At 74.7% G+C, this 18,894-nt stretch carries 18 protein-coding genes; 5 read left to right on the forward strand and 13 right to left on the reverse strand.

What is annotated here, in order from left to right:
- Positions 1-91: 91 nt before the first annotated feature.
- The 9 genes from O2V63_RS18305 to O2V63_RS18345 form a co-directional block, all read right to left on the reverse strand.
- The gene (locus O2V63_RS18305; protein ID WP_269168950.1) at positions 92-1,831 is read right to left on the reverse strand and encodes an LpqB family beta-propeller domain-containing protein; all 1,740 of its coding nucleotides are present in this window, start codon (positions 1,829-1,831) and stop codon (positions 92-94) included.
- The gene (gene mtrB / locus O2V63_RS18310; protein ID WP_269168951.1) at positions 1,828-3,576 is read right to left on the reverse strand and encodes an MtrAB system histidine kinase MtrB; all 1,749 of its coding nucleotides are present in this window, start codon (positions 3,574-3,576) and stop codon (positions 1,828-1,830) included. The genes O2V63_RS18305 and mtrB overlap by 4 nt, the downstream gene beginning before the upstream one ends.
- A 19-nt stretch (positions 3,577-3,595) precedes the next feature.
- Complete coding sequence (gene mtrA / locus O2V63_RS18315; protein ID WP_269168952.1) at positions 3,596-4,303, reverse strand: MtrAB system response regulator MtrA; 708 nt, start codon at positions 4,301-4,303, stop codon at positions 3,596-3,598.
- Between the two features lie 171 nt (positions 4,304-4,474).
- Positions 4,475-5,959, reverse strand: coding sequence for an adenosylhomocysteinase (gene ahcY, locus O2V63_RS18320; protein ID WP_269168953.1), 1,485 nt, complete (start codon positions 5,957-5,959; stop codon positions 4,475-4,477).
- 212 nt (positions 5,960-6,171) lie between these two features.
- Positions 6,172-7,347: a mannose-6-phosphate isomerase, class I gene (manA, locus tag O2V63_RS18325; RefSeq protein ID WP_269168954.1), complete on the reverse strand. Its 1,176-nt coding sequence runs from the start codon at positions 7,345-7,347 to the stop codon at positions 6,172-6,174.
- A 147-nt stretch (positions 7,348-7,494) separates the two neighbouring features.
- Complete coding sequence (locus tag O2V63_RS18330) at positions 7,495-8,637, reverse strand: SIS domain-containing protein (RefSeq protein ID WP_269168955.1); 1,143 nt, start codon at positions 8,635-8,637, stop codon at positions 7,495-7,497.
- Positions 8,634-8,849: a Trm112 family protein gene (locus O2V63_RS18335; protein ID WP_269168956.1), complete on the reverse strand. Its 216-nt coding sequence runs from the start codon at positions 8,847-8,849 to the stop codon at positions 8,634-8,636. The genes O2V63_RS18330 and O2V63_RS18335 overlap by 4 nt, the downstream gene beginning before the upstream one ends.
- On the reverse strand, positions 8,846-10,225 hold the full coding sequence (locus tag O2V63_RS18340) for a phosphomannomutase/phosphoglucomutase (protein WP_269168957.1): 1,380 nt from the start codon (positions 10,223-10,225) through the stop codon (positions 8,846-8,848). Before O2V63_RS18340 ends, O2V63_RS18335 begins: the two co-directional genes overlap by 4 nt.
- A gap of 93 nt (positions 10,226-10,318) precedes the next feature.
- Complete coding sequence (locus O2V63_RS18345) at positions 10,319-10,672, reverse strand: DUF3499 domain-containing protein (RefSeq protein ID WP_197058347.1); 354 nt, start codon at positions 10,670-10,672, stop codon at positions 10,319-10,321.
- Between the two features lie 183 nt (positions 10,673-10,855).
- Here O2V63_RS18345 and O2V63_RS18350 point away from each other — a divergent pair, with 183 nt between their 5' ends.
- Positions 10,856-11,314: a metallopeptidase family protein gene (locus tag O2V63_RS18350; RefSeq protein WP_036333828.1), complete on the forward strand. Its 459-nt coding sequence runs from the start codon at positions 10,856-10,858 to the stop codon at positions 11,312-11,314.
- Between the two features lie 40 nt (positions 11,315-11,354).
- Complete coding sequence (locus O2V63_RS18355) at positions 11,355-12,818, forward strand: hypothetical protein (RefSeq protein WP_269168958.1); 1,464 nt, start codon at positions 11,355-11,357, stop codon at positions 12,816-12,818.
- On the opposite strand, the gene O2V63_RS18360 is transcribed toward O2V63_RS18355, so the two are convergent.
- Positions 12,793-13,659, reverse strand: a complete 867-nt coding sequence (locus tag O2V63_RS18360; RefSeq protein WP_269168959.1) for a hypothetical protein — start codon at positions 13,657-13,659, stop codon at positions 12,793-12,795. The two genes, O2V63_RS18355 and O2V63_RS18360, sit on opposite strands and share 26 nt — an antisense overlap.
- Positions 13,660-13,815: 156 nt before the next feature.
- Positions 13,816-14,079, reverse strand: coding sequence for a WhiB family transcriptional regulator (locus tag O2V63_RS18365; RefSeq protein ID WP_269164735.1), 264 nt, complete (start codon positions 14,077-14,079; stop codon positions 13,816-13,818).
- Positions 14,080-14,463: 384 nt separating this feature from the next.
- Here O2V63_RS18365 and cofD point away from each other — a divergent pair, with 384 nt between their 5' ends.
- The 3 genes from cofD to O2V63_RS18380 are packed head-to-tail and all read left to right on the forward strand — an operon-like array spanning position 14,464 to position 17,146.
- Positions 14,464-15,426, forward strand: coding sequence for a 2-phospho-L-lactate transferase (gene cofD, locus O2V63_RS18370; RefSeq protein ID WP_269168960.1), 963 nt, complete (start codon positions 14,464-14,466; stop codon positions 15,424-15,426).
- Positions 15,423-16,493, forward strand: a complete 1,071-nt coding sequence (locus O2V63_RS18375; RefSeq protein ID WP_269168961.1) for a coenzyme F420-0:L-glutamate ligase — start codon at positions 15,423-15,425, stop codon at positions 16,491-16,493. The genes cofD and O2V63_RS18375 overlap by 4 nt, the downstream gene beginning before the upstream one ends.
- Before the next feature lie 50 nt (positions 16,494-16,543).
- Positions 16,544-17,146 carry a dTDP-4-dehydrorhamnose 3,5-epimerase family protein gene (locus O2V63_RS18380; RefSeq protein WP_269168962.1) on the forward strand — a complete coding sequence of 201 codons (603 nt, stop codon included), beginning with the start codon at positions 16,544-16,546 and terminating at the stop codon, positions 17,144-17,146.
- Between the two features lie 9 nt (positions 17,147-17,155).
- Here O2V63_RS18380 and O2V63_RS18385 read toward each other — a convergent pair whose 3' ends face one another.
- Complete coding sequence (locus O2V63_RS18385; protein WP_269168963.1) at positions 17,156-18,091, reverse strand: DNA-3-methyladenine glycosylase family protein; 936 nt, start codon at positions 18,089-18,091, stop codon at positions 17,156-17,158.
- A 26-nt stretch (positions 18,092-18,117) separates the two neighbouring features.
- The gene (locus O2V63_RS18390; protein WP_269168964.1) at positions 18,118-18,888 is read right to left on the reverse strand and encodes an SDR family NAD(P)-dependent oxidoreductase; all 771 of its coding nucleotides are present in this window, start codon (positions 18,886-18,888) and stop codon (positions 18,118-18,120) included.
- Positions 18,889-18,894 lie beyond the last annotated feature (6 nt).

Genomic DNA, 18,894 nt, shown 5'->3' on the forward strand with positions numbered 1-18,894 from the left:
GGAGCCTGCCCGTCCCGGGCCGCACCCCGGTGGGGCAACGAACAGCTGGGGACCCGGGTCCGCCGTGGGGACGACGGCCAGCGCCGTCCGGTCACATCGGGTAGAAGGGCGCCCCGCCGGTCAGCGGCTCGGCACCCCGCACCGCGGTCACCCAGTTGCCCCCGGGCAGTTGCCACAGCGTGCCGCCGGCGCTGACCAGCGGCTGACGCCCCGGCGCGGCCGCGACGGCGGTCGGCTGTGCGGGCAGCCCCGCGGTGGTCAGCTCGGTGAGCCCCCAGCCGTCGACGCCCACCTCGTAGGGCACGGTGCGCCCGGTGCTCGGGTCACCGGCCAGCAGCAGCAGCGACCCGGCGTTCCGCCAGGCGACGTCCACCACCTGCCGGATCGACGGGGTCACCGAGCGCAGGTCCCGGACGCTGACCGCATCGTCGGCCCGCACGACCGTCCCGACGTAGAGCTGGCCGCCCTCGGGGCCGTCGATCACCACGGCGGCCCGCAGGCCGTCCGGGGAGAGCTGGAACGTGGTCGCCCGGCCCAACCCGGGCAGCGTGGGGGCACTGACGGTCTGCGGCGCACCGCCATCGGGCACCCGGATCACCTCGCCGCCGTCCCGGACGGTCCACACCTCCGCCCGGGTGCCGGCCGTCGTCGGCTCGGTGAAGCTCGCGCCGGTCAGCACGGGCGTCAGTTCGCCGCCGTACTGGCCGGCGTACAGCGTGGCCGGCGACCCGGACGGCGAGACCGAGGTGGACACCCCCACGGTCAGCCCGAGCGCGCTGGTCCGGCCGTCGACCGAGACCGCCGCCGAGTCGAGGTCGTACACCCCCTCGCCGGCGGGACCGGGCGCGGCGCTGCCGTCGGACGCGCGACGCAGCGCGCCGTCGGCGACGTAGTGCCCGACGGCATCGGCCGGGACGACGTCCGGGTCGTACTGCTGCCAGTCGTCGACCCGCTGCTGTCCGGGCACGTCCGGCAGGCCGAGGTCCTGGCCGTCGCGCAGCACCTCGACCGAGGTGAGGTCCAGCTGGTCCAGGGACCAGACCAACTGCGCGGAGGCCGCCTGCAGGGTCGCGTCGTCGACGTCGGCCGGGAAGCTGAGGTCGACCGTCGCCGTCCGACCGGAGGTGCTCACCGTGCTGCGCAGCTTCGCACCGGCCAGCGGGTTGAGCACGCCGGCGGCGATCTGCGGGGACGGGCCGTCGAGCAGTCGCTCCACGAGCGTGTTCGGCTGGGCACCGCCCTCGACCAGGTAGCGGGGATCGGGCACCACCCGGGTGCCGGACTGGTCGAGGAAGTAGGCGTCGACGGGTTCGTAGGTGCGGGCGAAGTCCGGCTCGAGCATCAGCAGCCCGTCGGGTGGGTCGCTGATCCGCCACTCCCCCGACTCGTCGGTGAGCGTGAAGTCCCGGTTGTAGACCTCGCCGGTGCCGACCGTGAAGCTGCCGCGTTCATCCACGGTGCCCACCTCGGCAGCGGTGACCTCGACCACGCCGGGCTGGGTGCGCACCGGCGCGTAGTCACCGCTGATCACGGTCAGGGTGTCGCTGTCGTCCCAGACCGTCGCGGCCTCCTCGGTCAGGTACTGACGGGCCACCGGGTGGTTGCGGACGGTACTGGCGTTGGCGTCGATGAACCCGCGGACGACCTCCTCCGGCGTCGCGCCCGGTACCGGCGCCGGCGGCTCGATGCCGACGGCCCCGGCCGGCGGGGCGGCTGCCTGGGTGATCCGCACCGTGGGGGAACTGCTGGGCACCGTGCTGCAGCCGGCCAGCAGGAGCGCGGCGAGCACCGCCACCAGCAGTGCGCGCCGGTCGGTGCTGCGCCCGGTCATGACGCACCCCCGACGACCCGCGCCGGCGCCGGCCGCAGCGGGAGCGGGGAGCTGGCCAGCCCGCCGCCGGCGGTCAGCGGCAGGGTGAGCCGGAACTGGGCGCCCTGCCCGGGCTGGCCCCACACCTGCAGCCAGCCACCGTGCAGCCGGGCGTCCTCCAGACTGATGGACAGACCGAGGCCGCTGCCGCCGACCGTGCGCATCCGCGAGGGGTCGGCGCGCCAGAAGCGGTCGAACACGTGCTGGGCGGCGACCGGGTCCAGGCCGACGCCGTGGTCGCGGACCGTGATCGCGGTCGCCGACCGGTTCGCCGCCAGGGCGATCTCGACGGGCTGTCCCTGCCCGTGCTCGATCGCGTTGCCGATCAGGTTGCGCAGCACCCGCTCCACCCGTCGACCGTCCACCTCCGCGATCACCGGCGACGTCGGGACGTCGACCTGCAGCGCGCAGCCGTGCCGCTCGGCGAGCGCGGTCATGCCGGCGGCCACCCGCTCGACCAACGGGCCGAGGTCCTGCGCCTCCGCCTCGAGCGTCGCCGCACCGGCGTCGTAGCGGCTGATCTCCAGCAGGTCGGTCAGCAGGCCCTCGAACCGGTCGAGCTCGGCGCGCAGCAGCTCGGCGGAGCGGGCGACGGCCGGGTCGAAGTCCGCGCGTGCCTCGTGCAGCACGTCCGCCGCCATCTGCACCGTGGTCAGCGGCGTCCGGAGCTCGTGCGAGACGTCGGAGGTGAACCGCTGCTGCAGCTGCGAGAGCCCCTCCAGCTGGGTGATCTGCTTCTGCAGGCTCTCGGCCATCGCGTTGAAGCTGGTGGCCAGCCGCGCGAGGTCGTCCTCGCCGCGCACGGCCAGGCGCTCTTCCAGGTGCCCGGCCGCCAGCCGCTGCGCCCCTCCGGCGGCGCTGCGCACCGGGCCGACGACCAGCCGCGTCACCAGGACGCCGATGCCCACGACGAAGAGCACGAGCGCGGTCCCGCTGATCACCACGGTGCTGCGGATCAGCCCCAGGCTCTCCTGCTCCTGGTCCAGCGGGAAGGCGAAGTAGACCTCCACCCGATCGCCGCTGCGGGCATCGGTGGGCACGGGCGCCCCGACGACCAGGGTGGGCACGGGCTCCCCCTGCCCGCCGGGGACCGGTGCGTACTGGTACGCCGGGGACCCGTCGGCCACCTCGGCGCGCAGGTCCGGAGGGAGGGCCGGGTAGATGTCGAGCCGGCTCCACGCCGGGCGTTCCTGGTCGCCCGAGCCGTAGACCATCACGACGTCGAAGTCACCGGCTGCGCCCCCTCGGGACGTCAGCCCCTCGACGGTGCGGGCCAGCGTGGACCGGACGCTCGCCGAGTCGCCGGTGGCGATGCCGCTGACCTCGGTCTGGGCGTACGCCACCCCGTTCAGCACCTGGTCGATGGCGGCGTCGCGCTTGACCCGGAGCAACTGGTCGCTGATCTGGCTGAACAGCACCAGGCTCACGATCACCACGACGGTGCTCGCGACCAGCATGGTGATCGCACCGATCCGCAGCTGCAGCGAGGACCGCCAGGCGTGCACCGCGCGGCGCAGGGCGCGCCCCCCGACCACCAGTGCGCGCCGCCGTGCCCGGCGCACCCGGCGGCGCACCCGTCCGGACGGCGGCCGACGGTCGGGCCGGGGCCCGGGCGGGCTGACGGCGGCGGTGCCCGGTGCAGGCACGCCGGCCCGGTCGACGGCCGGCTCCCCGGTGGCGGTGCTCACGACCGGCGAGGTGCTCACGACCGGCGGGGTGCCCTGGTCACGGCGGGCCGGCCTTGTAGCCCACGCCGCGGACGGTGAGGACCACCTCGGGCTTCTCCGGGTCGCGCTCCACCTTCGCGCGCAGCCGCTGGACGTGCACGTTCACCAGCCGCGTGTCGGCCGCGTGCCGGTAGCCCCAGACCTGCTCCAGCAACAGCTCGCGGGTGAAGACCTGCCGCGGCTTGCGGGCGAGGGCCACCAGCAGGTCGAACTCCAGCGGGGTCAGCGCGATCGGCTCGTCGTCCCGGATGACCTGGTGGGCCGGGACGTCGATCTGGACGTCGCCGATCGCCAGGGTCTCCGCCTGCCCGTTCTCCCCGCGGCGCAGCTGGGCCCGTACCCGGGCGACCAGCTCGACAGGCTTGAACGGCTTGGTCACGTAGTCGTCGGCGCCGGCCTCCAGCCCCTGGACGACGTCGATGGTGTCGCCCTTGGCGGTCAGCATCACGATCGGCACGGTGGACTGGGTGCGGATGTCCGCGCAGATCTGCAGACCGTTGCGGCCGGGCAGCATCAGGTCCAGCAGCACCAGGTCCGGGCGGACCTGCTGGAAGGTGGCCACGGCTCGTGCACCGTCGGAGACGAACGCCGGGTCGTAGCCCTCCCGGCGCAGCACGATGCCCAGCATCTCGGCGAGGGCGGCGTCGTCGTCGACGACGAGGACGCGGCCGCGGCTGGTCCCGGCAGTGGGAGCTGAAGGTGGCACGAGCCCATTCTGCGCGACGGAGCCCCGGTAGCGCTCCGCCCCGCCCGGGGAACTTCCCCGGACGGGGCGGAACATGCTGCTCACAGCCGTGTCAGGTGACGTGCTGGAGCGGCCTGGCCGCAGGGACCCACGGCGCGCGGAGCGTGTCGCGGGGGGCGGCCAGGTCCTTCCTCAGTAGCGGTAGTGGTCGCTCTTGTACGGACCCTCGACCGGGACGCCGAGGTAGTCGGCCTGCACCTTGGTCAGCTCGGTGAGCTTGACGCCGAGGGCGTCCAGGTGCAGCCGGGCGACGTGCTCGTCGAGCTTCTTCGGCAGCACGGTGACGCCGGGTGTCTGGCCCTCGTAGGCGGCCCGGTTGTTCCACAGCTCGATCTGGGCCAGCGTCTGGTTGGAGAACGACGCGCTCATCACGAAGCTGGGGTGCCCGGTGGCGTTGCCCAGGTTCAGCAGCCGGCCCTCGGAGAGCACGATGATCGTGTGGCCGTCGGCGAACCGCCACTCGTCGACCTGCGGCTTGATCGTCGTCCGGGTGACGCCGGGGGTACGGGTCAGGCCGGCGATGTCGATCTCGTTGTCGAAGTGACCGATGTTGCCGATGATCGCCTGGTGCTTGGTCGAGGCCAGCTGCTCGGCGGAGATGATGTCCTTGTTGCCGGTCGCGGTGATGATGATGTCGGCCTTGCCGATGACCTCGTCGAGCGTGGTCACCTCGTAGCCGTGCATCGCCGCCTGCAGCGCGTTGATCGGGTCGATCTCGGTGACGATGACCCGGGCGCCCTGGCCGCGCAGCGAGTCCGCGGAGCCCTTGCCGACGTCGCCGTAGCCGCAGACGACGGCGACCTTGCCGCCGATCATCACGTCGGTCCCGCGGTTGATCCCGTCGATGAGGGAGTGCCGGACGCCGTAGAGGTTGTCGAACTTGCTCTTGGTGACCGAGTCGTTGACGTTGATCGCCGGGAAGAGCAGCCGGCCCTCGCGGGCGAGCTCGTACAGGCGGAGCACTCCGGTGGTCGTCTCCTCGGTGACGCCCTTGATGGCCGCACCGATCCGGGTCCACCGCTGGGCGTCGGTGCTGAGGCTGTCGCGCAGCACGTCGAGGATGACGCCGTACTCCTCGGAGTCGGCCTCGGTGCTGTCCGGGACCACGCCGTCGGCCTCGAAGCGGGTGCCCAGGTGGACCAGCAGGGTCGCGTCGCCGCCGTCGTCCAGCAGCATGTTCGGCCCGATGATCGTGCCGTCGGCGTCGGTGAACTCGAAGAGCCGCTGGGTGCACCACCAGTACTCCGGCAGCGTCTCGCCCTTCCAGGCGAAGACCGGCACGCCGGTCGGCTCCTCGGGGGTGCCGTCGCCGACGACGATCGCCGCGGCCGCGTGGTCCTGGGTGGAGAAGATGTTGCAGCTGACCCAGCGGACGTCGGCGCCGAGGGCGGTCAGCGTCTCGATCAGCACGGCGGTCTGGATGGTCATGTGCAGCGAGCCGGCGATGCGGGCCCCGGCCAGCGGCTGGGCGTCACCGTACTCGGCGCGCAGCGCCATCAGGCCCGGCATCTCGTGCTCGGCGAGGCTGATCTCCTTGCGGCCGAAGCCGTGCAGGGAGAGGTCGGCGACCTTGAAGTCGCCGTCGGTCAGGGTGCGGGTGCCAGTGCTGGCGGTCATGTCGCTCCAGTGTCCGGCCCTGCCCGGGACGGGCGGGCTCTGTCGGTCGCTGTGTGTCCCCGCTCGTGCGGGGCGAGCGAGCATGCCGAGGCTTCGGCGGGGCTCGTGCCGTAGCCCAGGGTACCGCCGCGAGCACGGGACCGTGCGGCAACGGCTCCACCGCAGGGTCCCGCCGCGAGCCTGCGAGTGGCGGGGGGCAGTGGAGCCCTTCTTCAGCGCAGCGCGGTGGTGGCGCGGTAGAGCACCGCGGGCCCGCGGGCGGTGACCGCCTGCCCGGCCGGCACGAACACCGACTCCCCCTGCCGCAACGTCAGGTCGCCGTCCGTGCCGGTGAGCACCGCGTCGCCCTCCGCGCACAGGACCACCTGCGGCCCGGCCGTGGTGAGCAGCCCCGGGTCGACGTCGACCTGCACCCGGGTCAGGTCGAAGTCGTCGACCGGCGTCGGGTAGCGCAGCCCGCCAGGACCCAGCACCGGGTGGATCACCGGCACCTTGCCGTCGGTGAAGTCCAGCACCTCGATCAGCGCTGCGAGGTCGACGTGCTTGCTCGTGAGCCCGCCGCGCAGCACGTTGTCCGAGCTCGCCATGACCTCGACCCCGGCCCCGCAGAGGTAGGCGTGCAGGTTGCCGGCCGGCAGGAAGACCGCCTCCCCCGGAGCGATCCGGAGGTGGTTGCACATCAGCGAGATCACCACGCCGGGGTCACCGGGGTAGGTGCCGGCGAGGGTCGCGGCCCAGCGATAGGTGTTGATGAACTCGGGATCGTGTGCGGCGACGAAGGACGCCGCCCGGGCCGCCACGGCGCGGACCAGCGACTCGCGCCGGCGCTTGGAGAGGGCCAGCAGCTGGGGGATGGCGGCCCGCAGTCCACCGCGGGCCAGGGCCGCGATGGTCGGCATCAGCTCCGGCAGCTGGAGCTTGGCCAGACAGTGCAGCGACTCCTCCACCGGGCGGAACCCGCACAGCGCCTCGACCGGGGTGATCGCGAGCAGGATCTCCGGCTTGTGGAAGGGGTCCTTGAAGGTGCGCGTGGGGTCGTCGTGCGGGATGCCCGCCGCCTCTTCGGCGGCGAACCCCGTCTCGGCCTGCTGGGTGGTCGGGTGCGCCTGCAGCGACAGCGGCTTGTCCGCCGCGAGCACCTTCATCAGGAACGGCAGCCGGTCACCGAACCGCTCGCGGACCATCGGGCCCAGCAGTCCTGCGGGGTCGGCAGTGATCGCCTCGGTCAAGGTCCGGCCGTCGGAGAGCACGCTGGGTGCGTCGGGGTGCGCCCCCATCCACAGCTCGGCGTACGGCTGGTCAGCCGGCGAGGGGAGCCCGAGCAGCTGCGGGATGACGGTGCGACTGCCCCACGGGTAGTGCCGCACCGGACTGCTGAGCTGCCACATCGACGCTGAGGTTACCGGCGCGGACGTCACGGGACAGACGTCGGATCGGCCCGGCCCGTGCTGGAGCCGACGGGGACGGCACTCACTCGCGCGGGGCAGTCGGGTCGCCAGCCGGTCCATGGTCGATCGACCGACGGATCCGGCCGGTCACGGGTGCAGCGCCCGCTCGTGGTCCAGGGCCAGCGCCAGGTACACGGCACTGAAGTCGGCGACGGCCAGCTGCCGGGCGAGCCGCGCCAGCCGGGGATGCCGTTCCGGCTCGGCGTGCTCGGCCAGCGCGCTGACCGGGACGTTGTGCGCTGCGGCCGTGCGGAGCACCTCGGCCATGGCCTCGCCGGCCGAGCGCGGGTCCCGCTCGCCGCCGTCGTGCTCGCCGGCGTCCGCGTCGCGGATGGTGATCAGCCGGAGCCGGCGGCCGGCGTCGTCGGCCCGGTCCCGGAAGAAGTCGTCCTGCCCCTCCGCGGGGGCCAGCGGCCCGCCGAGGACCGTGCGGGCAGCGACCCGCTGGTCGGGCAGCCGGAAACCGGTCACCGGGAGCCCGGCCAGCGTGGCCAGCTGGTCGGCGACGCGGCCGGCGGCGGCCCCGGCCAGCGGCCCCTCGGCGACGATCACCGGCAGCGCGTCCAGCAGCTCCAGCGCCAGCGTCTTCGCCGGGTTCACGAACGACTCACGCGCCGGGCCGCACTCCGCCGCTGCCTCGTCCAGCGCTGCGGCGACCAGTTCGGTGTCGGCGGCGTCCTGCGCGACCAACCCGAGCTCAGCGGCGAGCAGCAGCATGGGCGTGAGCAGGGACCAGAGCGCGGTGTGCTGCACCCGGGACGTCGGCAGCGGTACGTACGGCGCCCGGGCGCTGGCGCACGCCGCGTGCAACGGGGCGTCCTCGGCGCCGATGCCGACCAGCACGACGCCGCGCCGCGCGGCCTCGTAGGCCGGGGTGACCGCGTACCGACCGGCACCGGTGCGGGTCGCCACCACCGCGATGTCCGAGGGGCCCATCCAGACCGGCAGGTCCGGGCCTGGGACGACGTCCACGGTCACCGGGCTGGCCGGGCCGAGCAACGCCCGCAGCACCGACGCCGCGACCGCTCCCTCGCGCCGGCCGACGATCACCAGCCCGCGCGGGCGCCCCCCCGAGGTCGCCCGCTGGAGCCCGGCCTCCTGGGTCAGCTGCGCGGTCTCTCGCACCTGCGCGCCGGCTCCGGCCACCGCCGGCAGCAGCCCCCGCGGGTCGCGGGCACGCAACAGGTCGAGGTCGTCGAGGACCTCCTCGGCGAGCTCGGGCGAGGTCATGTGCGGCGCTGCCGGGCCTCGTCGAGCAGCAGCACCGGGATGCCGTCACGCACCGGGAAGGCGCGGGAGCAGGTCGGGCAGACCAGCTCGCTCGCCTCGACGTCGACGGTCAGCGCCGTGTGGTGGGTGTCCGGGCAGGCCAGGATCTCCAGGAGATCCGGTTCGATGCCCAGCGTCTGGTCGGTGGCGCCTGCCGGCGTGTCGTTGCTCATGCCCGCACCATCTCCAGTACCTCGTCGCGCAGTTCGGCCATCCGAGCCGCATCGGCCGCCTCGACGTTGAGGCGCAGCAGCGGTTCGGTGTTGCTGGCCCGCAGGTTGAACCACGAGCCGTCGGGCAGGGAGACGGTGAGCCCGTCGAGGTCGTCGATGGTGACGCCGTCCCGCTCACCGTAGGTCTCCCGGACCGCCGCCACCCGCCCGGCCTGGTCCTCGACGGTCGAGTTGACCTCACCGGAGGCCACGTAGCGCTCGTAGGCGGCGGTGAGCTCCGACAGCGGGCGGGACTGCTCGCCGAGCGCGGCCAGCACGTGCATCGCGGCCAGCATGCCGGTGTCGGCGCGCCAGAAGTCGCGGAAGTAGTAGTGCGCCGAGTGCTCGCCACCGAAGACGGCGTCGGTGCGGGCCATCTCCTCCTTGATGAAGGAGTGCCCGACCCGGGTGCGCACCGGCTCCCCGCCGTGCTCGCGCACGATCTCCGGCACCGCCCGGGAGGTGATCAGGTTGTGGATGATCGTCGTCCCGGCGCCCTTGGCGAGCTCGCGGACGGCGACCAGCCCGGTGATCGCCGACGGGCTCACCGGCTCGCCGCGCTCGTCGACGATGAAGCAGCGGTCGGCGTCCCCGTCGAACGCCAGGCCGATGTCGGCGCCGTGCTCCCGGACCCCCGCCTGCAGGTCGACCAGGTTCGCCGGGTCCAGCGGGTTCGCCTCGTGGTTGGGGAACGAGCCGTCCAGCTCGAAGTACATCGGCACGATCTCCAGCGGGAGACCGGACAGCACCACGGGGACGGTGAAGCCGCCCATCCCGTTACCGGCGTCGACCACGACCTTCAGCGGCCGGATGCCGGAGAGGTCGACCAGGCCGCGCAGGTGGGTGGCGTACTCGGCGACCAGGTCCCGGGTGCTCACCGAGCCCAGGCGCGTGACGTCCCGCTGGAAGACGGCCGTGCCGTCGACCAGCTGCTCGGCCCACTCCCGGATCTGCACCAGCCCGGAGTCCTGGCCGATCGGCGCCGCGCCGGCCCGGCACAGCTTGATGCCGTTGTACTGGGCGGGGTTGTGGCTGGCGGTGAACATCGCACCCGGCATCTCCAGGGAGCCGGCCGCGAAGTAGAGCAGGTCGGTCGAGCCCAGCCCGGCCTCGACGACGTCGACCCCGCGGGACAGGACCCCCTCCGCGAACGCCCGGGAGAGCGGCACCGAGGAGTCACGCATGTCGTGCGCGGTGACGACGGCGGTCGCTCCCGTCTCGGCGTGCACGAACTCGGCGAAGGCGGCCCCGATCGCGCGGGCCACGGTTTCGTCCCACTGCTCGGGGACCAGGCCCCGGACGTCGTAGGCCTTGATGATCGACGTCAGGTCTGCCACGCGGGTGATCCTATGAGGACCCCGTCCTCCGCACGCCGCACGAGCCCGCGGCCCCCGTCCAGGGGCCCGTCCTGAGCGGGCGGGAGGGGGTCTTCAGGGGAGGTTGGGGAGGACGCGCAGGTGGCCGCGGCGGGTGCCGCTGCCGTCGTCGGCCGGGTCGCGCGGGGGCTCCGGGCGCGCGGCCTCGCGGACCGCGTCGGCCAGCGCGAGCAGGTCGTCGCCGGTCGGGCCGGCGTCATCGGCGTCGATCTCGTGGCGGACGACCTCCCAGCCCCGCGGCACCGTGAGCCGCTCGGCGTGGAACTCGCACAGGTCGTAGCTGTGCGGCTCCGAGTAGGTCGCCAACGGGCCCACGACGGCCGTGGACTCCGCGTACACGTAGGTCAAGGTGGCTGCCGCCGGTTGCGCGCAGCCGCTGCGCGAACAGCGACGTGACTGCCTCACCACCGGTTCCTCACGCCGGGCACACTATCCGCAGCCGGCGCCGTCTGGGGAGGAGGCGCACCGGATCGCGCACGTCCACCCCCTCCCCCCCACCCCGGCACTCCCGCCCCAGCCGTCACTCGCCCGGCGTCCCCGGCCGGTCGCCGCGGACGCTGCAGCTCGGTGAGGCCGTAGGCTCCTGCCGCGATGGACCGCCTCCCTGCCCGTGCCCGGCGCGACCGTCATGGCCGCGGCCTGCGCGGTCGTCTCGTGCCGCCGACGGTGCCGCTGTCCCGCAGCCGCGCCGAGCAGTTCGACGACCTGGTCCTCGACGCGGTCGAGGACCTGGAGCGCCGCTGGGAGCGCGAGCTCGCCGGTGTCGAGTTCGCCGTCGAGGACGTCCCCTGGGTCGACCACACCAGCCCGGACGACGTGGTGCTGGACGCCGACGTGCTGGAGGACGGCAGCGTCCCGCTGGCCCGGGTGCTGCCCGCGCACCGGGAGGGCGGGCAGGAGCACCCGGCCCGGATCGTGGTCTACCGCCGTCCGCTGGAGATCCGCGCCGCCGACCGCGACGACCTCGCCGACCTGGTGCGCGACGTCGTCGTGGACCAGGTGGCGGTGCTGCTGGGCCGGGACCCCGAGGAGATCGACCCCGCCGGTTGACCGGGTCGCACCGGGCCCCTTTGCCATGCTGGGCGCCGAGATGAGCGCAGCGAAGCAGCAGTCCGGCCCGCACGGTGTCCGGCGGGCAGCCGTCACCGGGGTCGTCGTCGTCCTGGTCGTCCTCGCCGCCGGCCTGGCGCTGCTCGCCCTCCAGCCCCGGACGACGACGGCCACCGCGACCCTGACCGTGACCCCCCGCACCGAGGCCGGCGCGGACGCCGCCCTGCTGCTGGCCGACCGGTACACCGCGCTCGCCGGGTCCGCCGAGGTCCTGGACGCGGCGCAGGCGGACGAGCCGGCGCTGGCCGAGGTGTCGCCGACCCAGCTCCAGGAGGGCATCGAGGCCGAGCGTCCGCCCGGCACCGCCACCGTCGTGGTGCAGGTGACGCTGCCCGACCGGGACTCGGCGGTGACCGCCGCCAACGCGGTGGTCGGCCGACTCGTCGAGGCCGGCACCGACGAGCAGATCGTGGACGTCGACCCGGGGCGGGAGGCATCGCCCGCCCGCACCACCGGCTCGTCGGTCACCGCTCGGTGGGTGGTCGTCTCGGTGCTGCTGGCCCTCGCCGCCGGGCTGTGCGCCGCGCTGGCCTCGACCCTGCTGACCCGGGGACGGGCTGCCGGGCGGGCGACCGGGAGCGCGGACACCGAGGGCGACGCCGAGGCGCTCGACGACCTGCCCGGCTTCCTGGCGGACCCACCCGGCTCCCCCGCACCCGTGCCGCCGCGGACCAGCCGGACGGGGGCGACGGCCGCCCCGGTCAGGACACCCGGGGGCGCCGTCTCCCGCACGACCGCGTCCGTCGCCACCCTGACGGCCGCAGCGCTGCTGGTCCTCGCGGCGGTGGCGGTGGGGGCCCCCACCGGCCGGGCCGGCGACGACACCTCCGCCGCCCCGCCGGTCGGCACCGCGCCCGCCCTCACCCCCACGGCGCCCACCCCCACGGCGCCGGACCCGGCCGTCACCGCGCCGATCACGCCGACCGCCGAGACGGGCGCGGGTGCGCTCGCCTTCCGATCGGTGCCGCTGGGCTCGGACGGGATCGCGGCCACGGCGACCTTCGGCGGCGTGCTGCTGGAGGAGCGGGCCGTGGGGCTGACCGTCACCTACCCCAGCGTCAGCCTCACCAGCGACGGCCGACGCTCGCTGGCGCACGTCCGGCTGCCCACCTACAACTGCCTGACCACCGAGCCCCCCGCCGACCCGGTGGCCGCCGGCTGCGTCCGGTCGATCACCGAGTACGCCGACCTGGCCAGCCCGGAGCTGCAGGTCACCCGGGACGGCGACCGCATCGAGCTGGCCGGCCTCTTCCCCACCTACACGCGCCCGAACGGCAGCGCGCCCAGCCACACCGGGCGGGCGTACCAGCTGGCGGCCTCGATCGCCCCCGACGGCCCGCGCCGGGACGGCACCACCCCGGCGACCGGGGTCGTGCGCATCGGGCTGGACAGCGCGACCACCGCACCCGAGCGTGGGGTCAGCCGGCTGCAGCACCCCGGCTGAGCGCGCCCCGGCGGCCCAGCTGGCTGAGGCCGGCGGCAGCGGTCAACGTGCCCGAAGGTGCCCCGAGCTCGCGGCGCAGGCCCCCGATCCCGCTGGTCCCCCACCACGGCCAGCGCTCCTCCCCGGCGGCGCCGCGATCGAGCAGGGTGAGCAGCAGGGCCTGCGGCCGCCCGTCGTCCGCCGGGACGACGGCGACCTCCAGCTCACCGATCGCGGCGTGCAGCCGCGCCGCGGCGCGCACGAACGTCCGCTGGGCGGGCGGCAGCTGAGCGAGCACGGCCGGCAGCCAGCGCTCGACCTCACCCGGGTCCCGGCTGCGGGAGACGTCGGCGACGGTGTCCAGCTCGTCGACCAGCCGGCGGCTGCGCGTGGTGGCCAGCTGGGCGTCCGACAACCCGGCGGCGAGGTGCCGCACCGTCGGGTCGCCGAGCGGCAGCCCGGTCAGCCGGAGGGTCCACGGGCCGCGGACCTGGTCCAGCAGCCCGATCACCCCCGCGGCGAGGCGTTCGGCGACGTCGTCGTCCCGCGCGGGGAACCGGGACTGTGGCCGCCCGGGCGGCAGCGGACCGGGCTCGGCGCCCAGCAGGCCGACCACGGTGCCGACGCCGCGGCGCCGGAACGACAACAGGGCCGCTCCGGCGGGACGGCTGTGTGCGTCCGGCTCCACCACCACCGCGTGCGGGCGGACCCGCCCGAACGGGCGGCCGGCCTGCGCGTTCAGTGCGGCGGTGAGCCACGGCCCGCGGGCGGGGAGGGGAACGGCGCGTTCGGCCAGGAGGGGCGCGGCGGCGCGGACCTCCCGGACCACGGCGGCGCGGCCGTCGACGACCCGGGTGTACACGGGCCCCAGTCGACCACACGGGCGCGACGTCGAGAGCTGGGGAGTGGCCGGGCGATCAGCTCGAGGGAGGGCCTCGCCGGGTTGCTCGTCGGCGCGTCGTTGCGCCGACCGTACGGGAGGAGAGCGGGTGGTGCAGTGGTGCGGGTGGGTCCTTCGTCAGCCGGCCTGGCGGCGGAGGCGACGACGCTCACGCTCGGAGAGGCCGCCCCAGATGCCGAAGCGCTCGTCCATGGTCAGGGCGTACTCCAGGCACTCGGCGCGCACCTCGCAGCCGGTGCAGATCCGCTTCGCCTCCCGGGTCGAGCCGCCCTTCTCCGGGAAGAACGCCTCCGGGTCGGTCTCGGCGCACAGGGCGCGCTCCTGCCAGCTCTGGTCCTCGACGTCCGCGCCCGGGAGGCCGGCGTCGAAGACGTCGGCCATGCCCAGCACGTCCCGCCCGTAGGAGGCCGGCACGGCCCCTGCTGTGGAGCTCTTGTGCTCGCTCAACCACGACACCTCGGCCATCACGTTGCGTCCCCTCTCGCTCCGTCACGACGCCTGCTCCTGGGCGGATCCCAGTCGCCAGCGCCTGATGACGACATCGGAATTACACGCGTGTCGTTGAGTCGAGGTCAAGTCGGGCCGGTGTATCGCGGCGCCACACCGATCCCACCGGTCACAACTCGTCCGTGGGCCATCACAGACGACCTCGACACGCCGCCATCAAGCACACCATCTGCCATCGAGACCGAGCGGTTTCGTGGAGATCGACTGGGGCCCACCCGGGTCCGCCGTGGAGTTCTGCCGATCAGGCACCATGGTGAGGTGAGAATCGTCGTACTCGCCGGCGGCGTCGGCGGCGCCCGCTTCCTCCGCGGCCTCCTCGCAGCGGCTCCCGGCGCCGAGGTGACCGCCGTGGTCAACACCGGTGACGACGTGACCCTGCACGGGCTGCGGATCTGCCCCGACCTCGACACCGTCATGTACACGCTCGGTGACGGTATCGACGAGGAACGTGGCTGGGGCCGTCGCAGCGAGAGCTGGACCGTCAAGGACGAGCTGGCCGCCTACGGCGCCGAACCGACCTGGTTCGGCCTCGGCGACCGCGACCTCGCGACCCATCTCGTGCGCACCCGGATGCTCGACGCGGGCTACCCGCTCTCCGACGTCACCGCCGCGCTCGCCCAGCGCTGGCAGCCCGGGGTGCGGCTGCTGCCCATGAGCGACCAGCGGGTCGAGACGCACGTCGTGGTGACCGACCCGGACACCGAGCGTCCCCGGGCCATCCACTTCCAGGAGTGGTGGATCCGGCACCGGGCGGCCCTGGACGCCAGCAGCTTCGTCCAGGTCGGCGTGCAGGACGCCCGGCCCGGCCCCGGCGTCGTCGAGGCGCTGACCACCGCCGACGCGGTGCTGTTCGCGCCGTCCAACCCGGTGGTCTCGATCGGCGCCGTGCTGGGGGTGCCCGGCATCCGCGCCGCCGTCCGCGCCGCGGCCGGGCGGGTGGTCGGCATCTCCCCCATCGTCGACGGCGCAGCGCTGCGCGGCATGGCCGACCGCTGCCTGCCCGTGGTGGGCGTCGAGGTCAGCGCGGAGGGCGTCGGCCGGCACTACGGCGCCCGGTCCGCCGACGGCCTGCTGGACGCCTGGTTGGTGCACACCGGCGACCAGGCCACCGTGCCCGGCGTCGACGTGCGCGCCGTCCCGCTGCTGATGAGCTCGCCCGAGGCGACCCGGGCACTGGCCCGGGCGGCGCTGGACGCCGCAGGCGTCGCCACCACCCCGTGACCGGGCCCGGCCTCCCCCCGGGGATCTCCGTGCACCCGGTGCCCGGCCTGCCCGAGTTCGCGCCGGGGGACGACCTGGCCGCCGCGATCGCCGGGGCGGCGCCGTGGCTGGCCGACGACGACGTCGTGGTGGTGACCTCCAAGGCCGTCTCCAAGGTGGAGGGCAACCTGGTCCGGATCGAGCCCGGCACCGACCGGGAGACCGCCCGACAGCAGGCCATCGACGCGGAGACCGTCCGGGTCGTCGCCCGCCGGGGTCCGCTGCGGATCGTCGAGACCCGGCACGGCTGGGTGGTCGCCGCAGCGGGGATCGACGCCTCGAACGTCGCGGCCGACGCGCTGGTCCTGCTGCCCGAGGACGCCGACGCCTCCGCCCGGCGGTTGCGCGACCGGCTGCACGGCCTGCTCGGGGTGACCGTGGCCGTCGTGGTCAGCGACACCTTCGGCCGCCCCTGGCGGGACGGCGTCACCGACGTGGCGATCGGCGCAGCCGGGCTGCCCGCGCTGGTCGACCACCGGGGAGCGGTCGACCCGCACGGCAACCGGCTCGAGACCACCCAGGTCGCGGTCGTCGACGAGCTCGCCGCGGCGGGGGACCTGGTGAAGGGCAAGCTCGGCGGCATCCCGGTGGCGGTCGTGCGCGGCCTGCACGTCGAGGCGCCGGTGCCGGACGAGGGCACCCGTCCGCTGGTCCGGCTGGGTGCCGGTGACCTGTTCCCCACTGGCACCCGCGACCTGGTCGCCGGTCGGGTCCCTGCCCCGGAGCTGGCGCGGCGGCCCGGCGCGCTGGCCGCCGTCACCGATGCCTTCCGGGTCGCTGTGGCCGCCCTGCCGGAGTTCCCGGTGGTCTTCCGCTACGGCAGCGAGGAGGGCGACGACGGGGACGTCGTCGACGTCCACCTGGCCGACCCGATCACCCCGGCCACCTCGTTCTCCCTCGGCGCGGTCGTCGGCGTCGCACTGGTCCAGCTGCAGGCCGACGGCTGGGCGACCCGCTGGGAGTCGGCCGGCACCTTCGGCGGTGCGTCGCTGGCCGGCCGGCTGTGGCTGGGCACCGACACCGGCTGACCCCCGGGGCAGGTCGGGCCGGGCGTCAGCCACTCGGCTAGCGTCGGGCCGTGCAGATCCGTGAGCTCGCCGTCCCTGACAGCTACGTCCTGGACCTCGTCCCGCACGGTGACAGCCGTGGCCGGTTCACCGAGTGGTACCGCGCCGACGTGCTCGCCGCCGAGACCGGGTTCGGGCTCACCCTCGCCCAGGCCAACCACAGCGTCTCCGCCCGCGGCGTGCTGCGGGGTGTCCACTTCGCGCTGGTCCCCCCGGGGCAGGCCAAGTACGTCTACTGCCCGGCCGGCAAGGTGCTCGACGTGATCGTCGACATCCGGATCGACTCGCCGACCTTCGGCGTGCACGACTCGGTGCTGCTGGACAGCGAGCAGCCGCGCGCGGTCTACCTGGCCGAGGGCCTGGGCCACGCGTTCGTGTCGCTGGCCGACCACAGCTCGGTGACCTACCTGGTCACCAGTGGCTACTCCCCCGGTCGCGAGTTCGGGATCAACCCGATGGACCCCGCGCTCGACCTGCCCTGGCCGACGGACGTCGAGTTCGAGCTGTCCGCCAAGGACACCGCCGCCCCGACCCTGGCCGAGGCCCGCGAGCAGGGCCTCCTGCCGACCATGGCCCAGTGCACCGCGCGCTACGAGGAGCTGCGGGGCCGCTGACCCCGGGGCTCAGATCCCCCGGTACTGGGTGGGGGCCATCCGGGGCCCTCGCTTGGGCGGCATGCTGCCGCCCACCTCCAGCAGCCGGACGACGCGCTGCCGGTGACCGCGCCATGGCTCCAGCAGCTCGAGCATCCCGGCGTCGTCGGTCTTCCGGCCGGCCAGCGACCAGCCCACCAGGTTCTTCAGGTGGTAGTCGCCCACGCTGACCGAGTCCGGGCAGCCGACGGCCCGCTGGGCCACCTCGGCTGCGGTCCACACGCCGATGCCGGGCACCGACTGCAGCCGGCGACGCAGGTCGGCGCAGTCCTCGTGCACGCCGGCCTCGAGCCGGGAGGCGACCGAGGCCACTGCCCGCAGCGCGCGACGGCGGGCGCCGTCGAGCCCACAGCCGTGCCACTGCCAGTCGGTGACCGTGAGCACCCGCTCGGCCGAGGGCACGACCCGCATCCCCGCCGGCGCCGGGCCGGGGGCCGGCTCACCGGCCAGCCGCAGGAGTTCGCGGAAGGTGCGGTGAGCCTCGATGCCGGTCACCTTCTGCTCCAGGACGGCGGGCAGCAGGGCGTCCCACACCCGGCCGGTGCTGCCCAGCCGCAGCCAGGGCGCCCCCCGGTGCAGTCGGGCGACGAGCGGGTGCGGCGTCGGGTCGAAGCCGTCGGCCCGGTCCTCGGCACCCAACCAGCGGGGCGCGGCCGCTCCGGCCCAGCCGGCTCCCGGCCCCCATGCCTGCACCCGGATCGCGGCGGGACCTCCGGTCAGCCGCACGGTGGCCGGACCGTCGGGGGTGGTCGTCGTCCGCCAGACGCCGTCCTCGGCGTAGCGCAGCGTCGGGTCACCGGTGCCGCGGCGGTCCCGGGACAGCGTCCGGCGCACGTCCACCGGCCAGTCCGGCGTCCAGACCCGGTCGTGGACCGGCGCGTCGACGACCAGCAGCTGCTCCCCCATGACGTTCCCCCCTGACTGCGCTGCCGTCAGCGGGGCGCCATCCGCAGTGCGCCGTCCATCCGGATGACCTCGCCGTTCAGGTATCCGTGCCGTACGACGTCCAGGGCCAGCTCGGCGAAGTCCTCGGGGCGGCCCAGCCGCTTGGGGAAGGGGATGCCGGCGGCCAGCGCCGTCCGGGCCTCCTCGGGCAGCGAGGCGAGCAGCGGGGTGTCGACCAGGCCGGGGGCGATGGTGCACACCCGCACGCCCACCGAGGAGAGGTCGCGCGCTGCCGGCAGGGTCAGCCCGACGATGCCGCCCTTGGAGGCGGCGTAGGCGATCTGGCCGATCTGGCCGTCGTAGGCGGCGATCGAGGCGGTGTTGACGACCACGCCCCGCTCGCCGTCCTCGTCGGGCTCGGTGCGGGCCATCGCGGCGGCCGCGAGCCGCAGCACGTTGAAGGTGCCGATCAGGTTGACCGTCACGGTGCGGCTGAACGGCGCCAGGTCGTGCGGGGCGCCGTCGCGGCCCAGCACCCGCTGCGCCCAGCCGATGCCGGCGCAGTTGACCGCGATCCGGAGCGGCCGGTCCTTGCCCGTGGCGTCCTCGATCGCCGCCTGCACCGACGCCTCGTCGGTGACGTCGGTGCGCACGAAGGTCGTGTGGCCACCGAGCTCGGCGGCCAGCGCCGCGCCCCGGTCCTCCTGCAGGTCCAGGACCGTGACGGCAACCCCGGCGGCGGTGAGCGCGCGGGTGGTGGCCTCGCCGAGCCCGGAGGCCCCTCCGGTGACGACGGCAGCGACGTCGAGGTTCTTCATGCCAGC

This window comes from Modestobacter sp. VKM Ac-2977, assembly GCF_026968045.1.
In the GTDB taxonomy this organism is placed as follows: Bacteria; Actinomycetota; Actinomycetes; order Mycobacteriales; family Geodermatophilaceae; genus Modestobacter.

Coding starts and splice junctions, on each gene's coding strand:
- ahcY (WP_269168953.1), bottom strand. CDS start 5,959: ATGACCGCCAGCACTGGCACCCGCACCCTGACCGACGGCGACTTCAAG.
- O2V63_RS18305 (WP_269168950.1), bottom strand. CDS start 1,831: ATGACCGGGCGCAGCACCGACCGGCGCGCACTGCTGGTGGCGGTGCTC.
- manA (WP_269168954.1), bottom strand. CDS start 7,347: ATGTGGCAGCTCAGCAGTCCGGTGCGGCACTACCCGTGGGGCAGTCGC.
- O2V63_RS18335 (WP_269168956.1), bottom strand. CDS start 8,849: ATGAGCAACGACACGCCGGCAGGCGCCACCGACCAGACGCTGGGCATC.
- O2V63_RS18355 (WP_269168958.1), top strand. CDS start 11,355: ATGAGCGCAGCGAAGCAGCAGTCCGGCCCGCACGGTGTCCGGCGGGCA.
- O2V63_RS18350 (WP_036333828.1), top strand. CDS start 10,856: ATGGACCGCCTCCCTGCCCGTGCCCGGCGCGACCGTCATGGCCGCGGC.
- O2V63_RS18390 (WP_269168964.1), bottom strand. CDS start 18,888: ATGAAGAACCTCGACGTCGCTGCCGTCGTCACCGGAGGGGCCTCCGGG.
- O2V63_RS18385 (WP_269168963.1), bottom strand. CDS start 18,091: ATGGGGGAGCAGCTGCTGGTCGTCGACGCGCCGGTCCACGACCGGGTC.
- O2V63_RS18365 (WP_269164735.1), bottom strand. CDS start 14,079: ATGGCCGACGTCTTCGACGCCGGCCTCCCGGGCGCGGACGTCGAGGAC.
- O2V63_RS18330 (WP_269168955.1), bottom strand. CDS start 8,637: ATGACCTCGCCCGAGCTCGCCGAGGAGGTCCTCGACGACCTCGACCTG.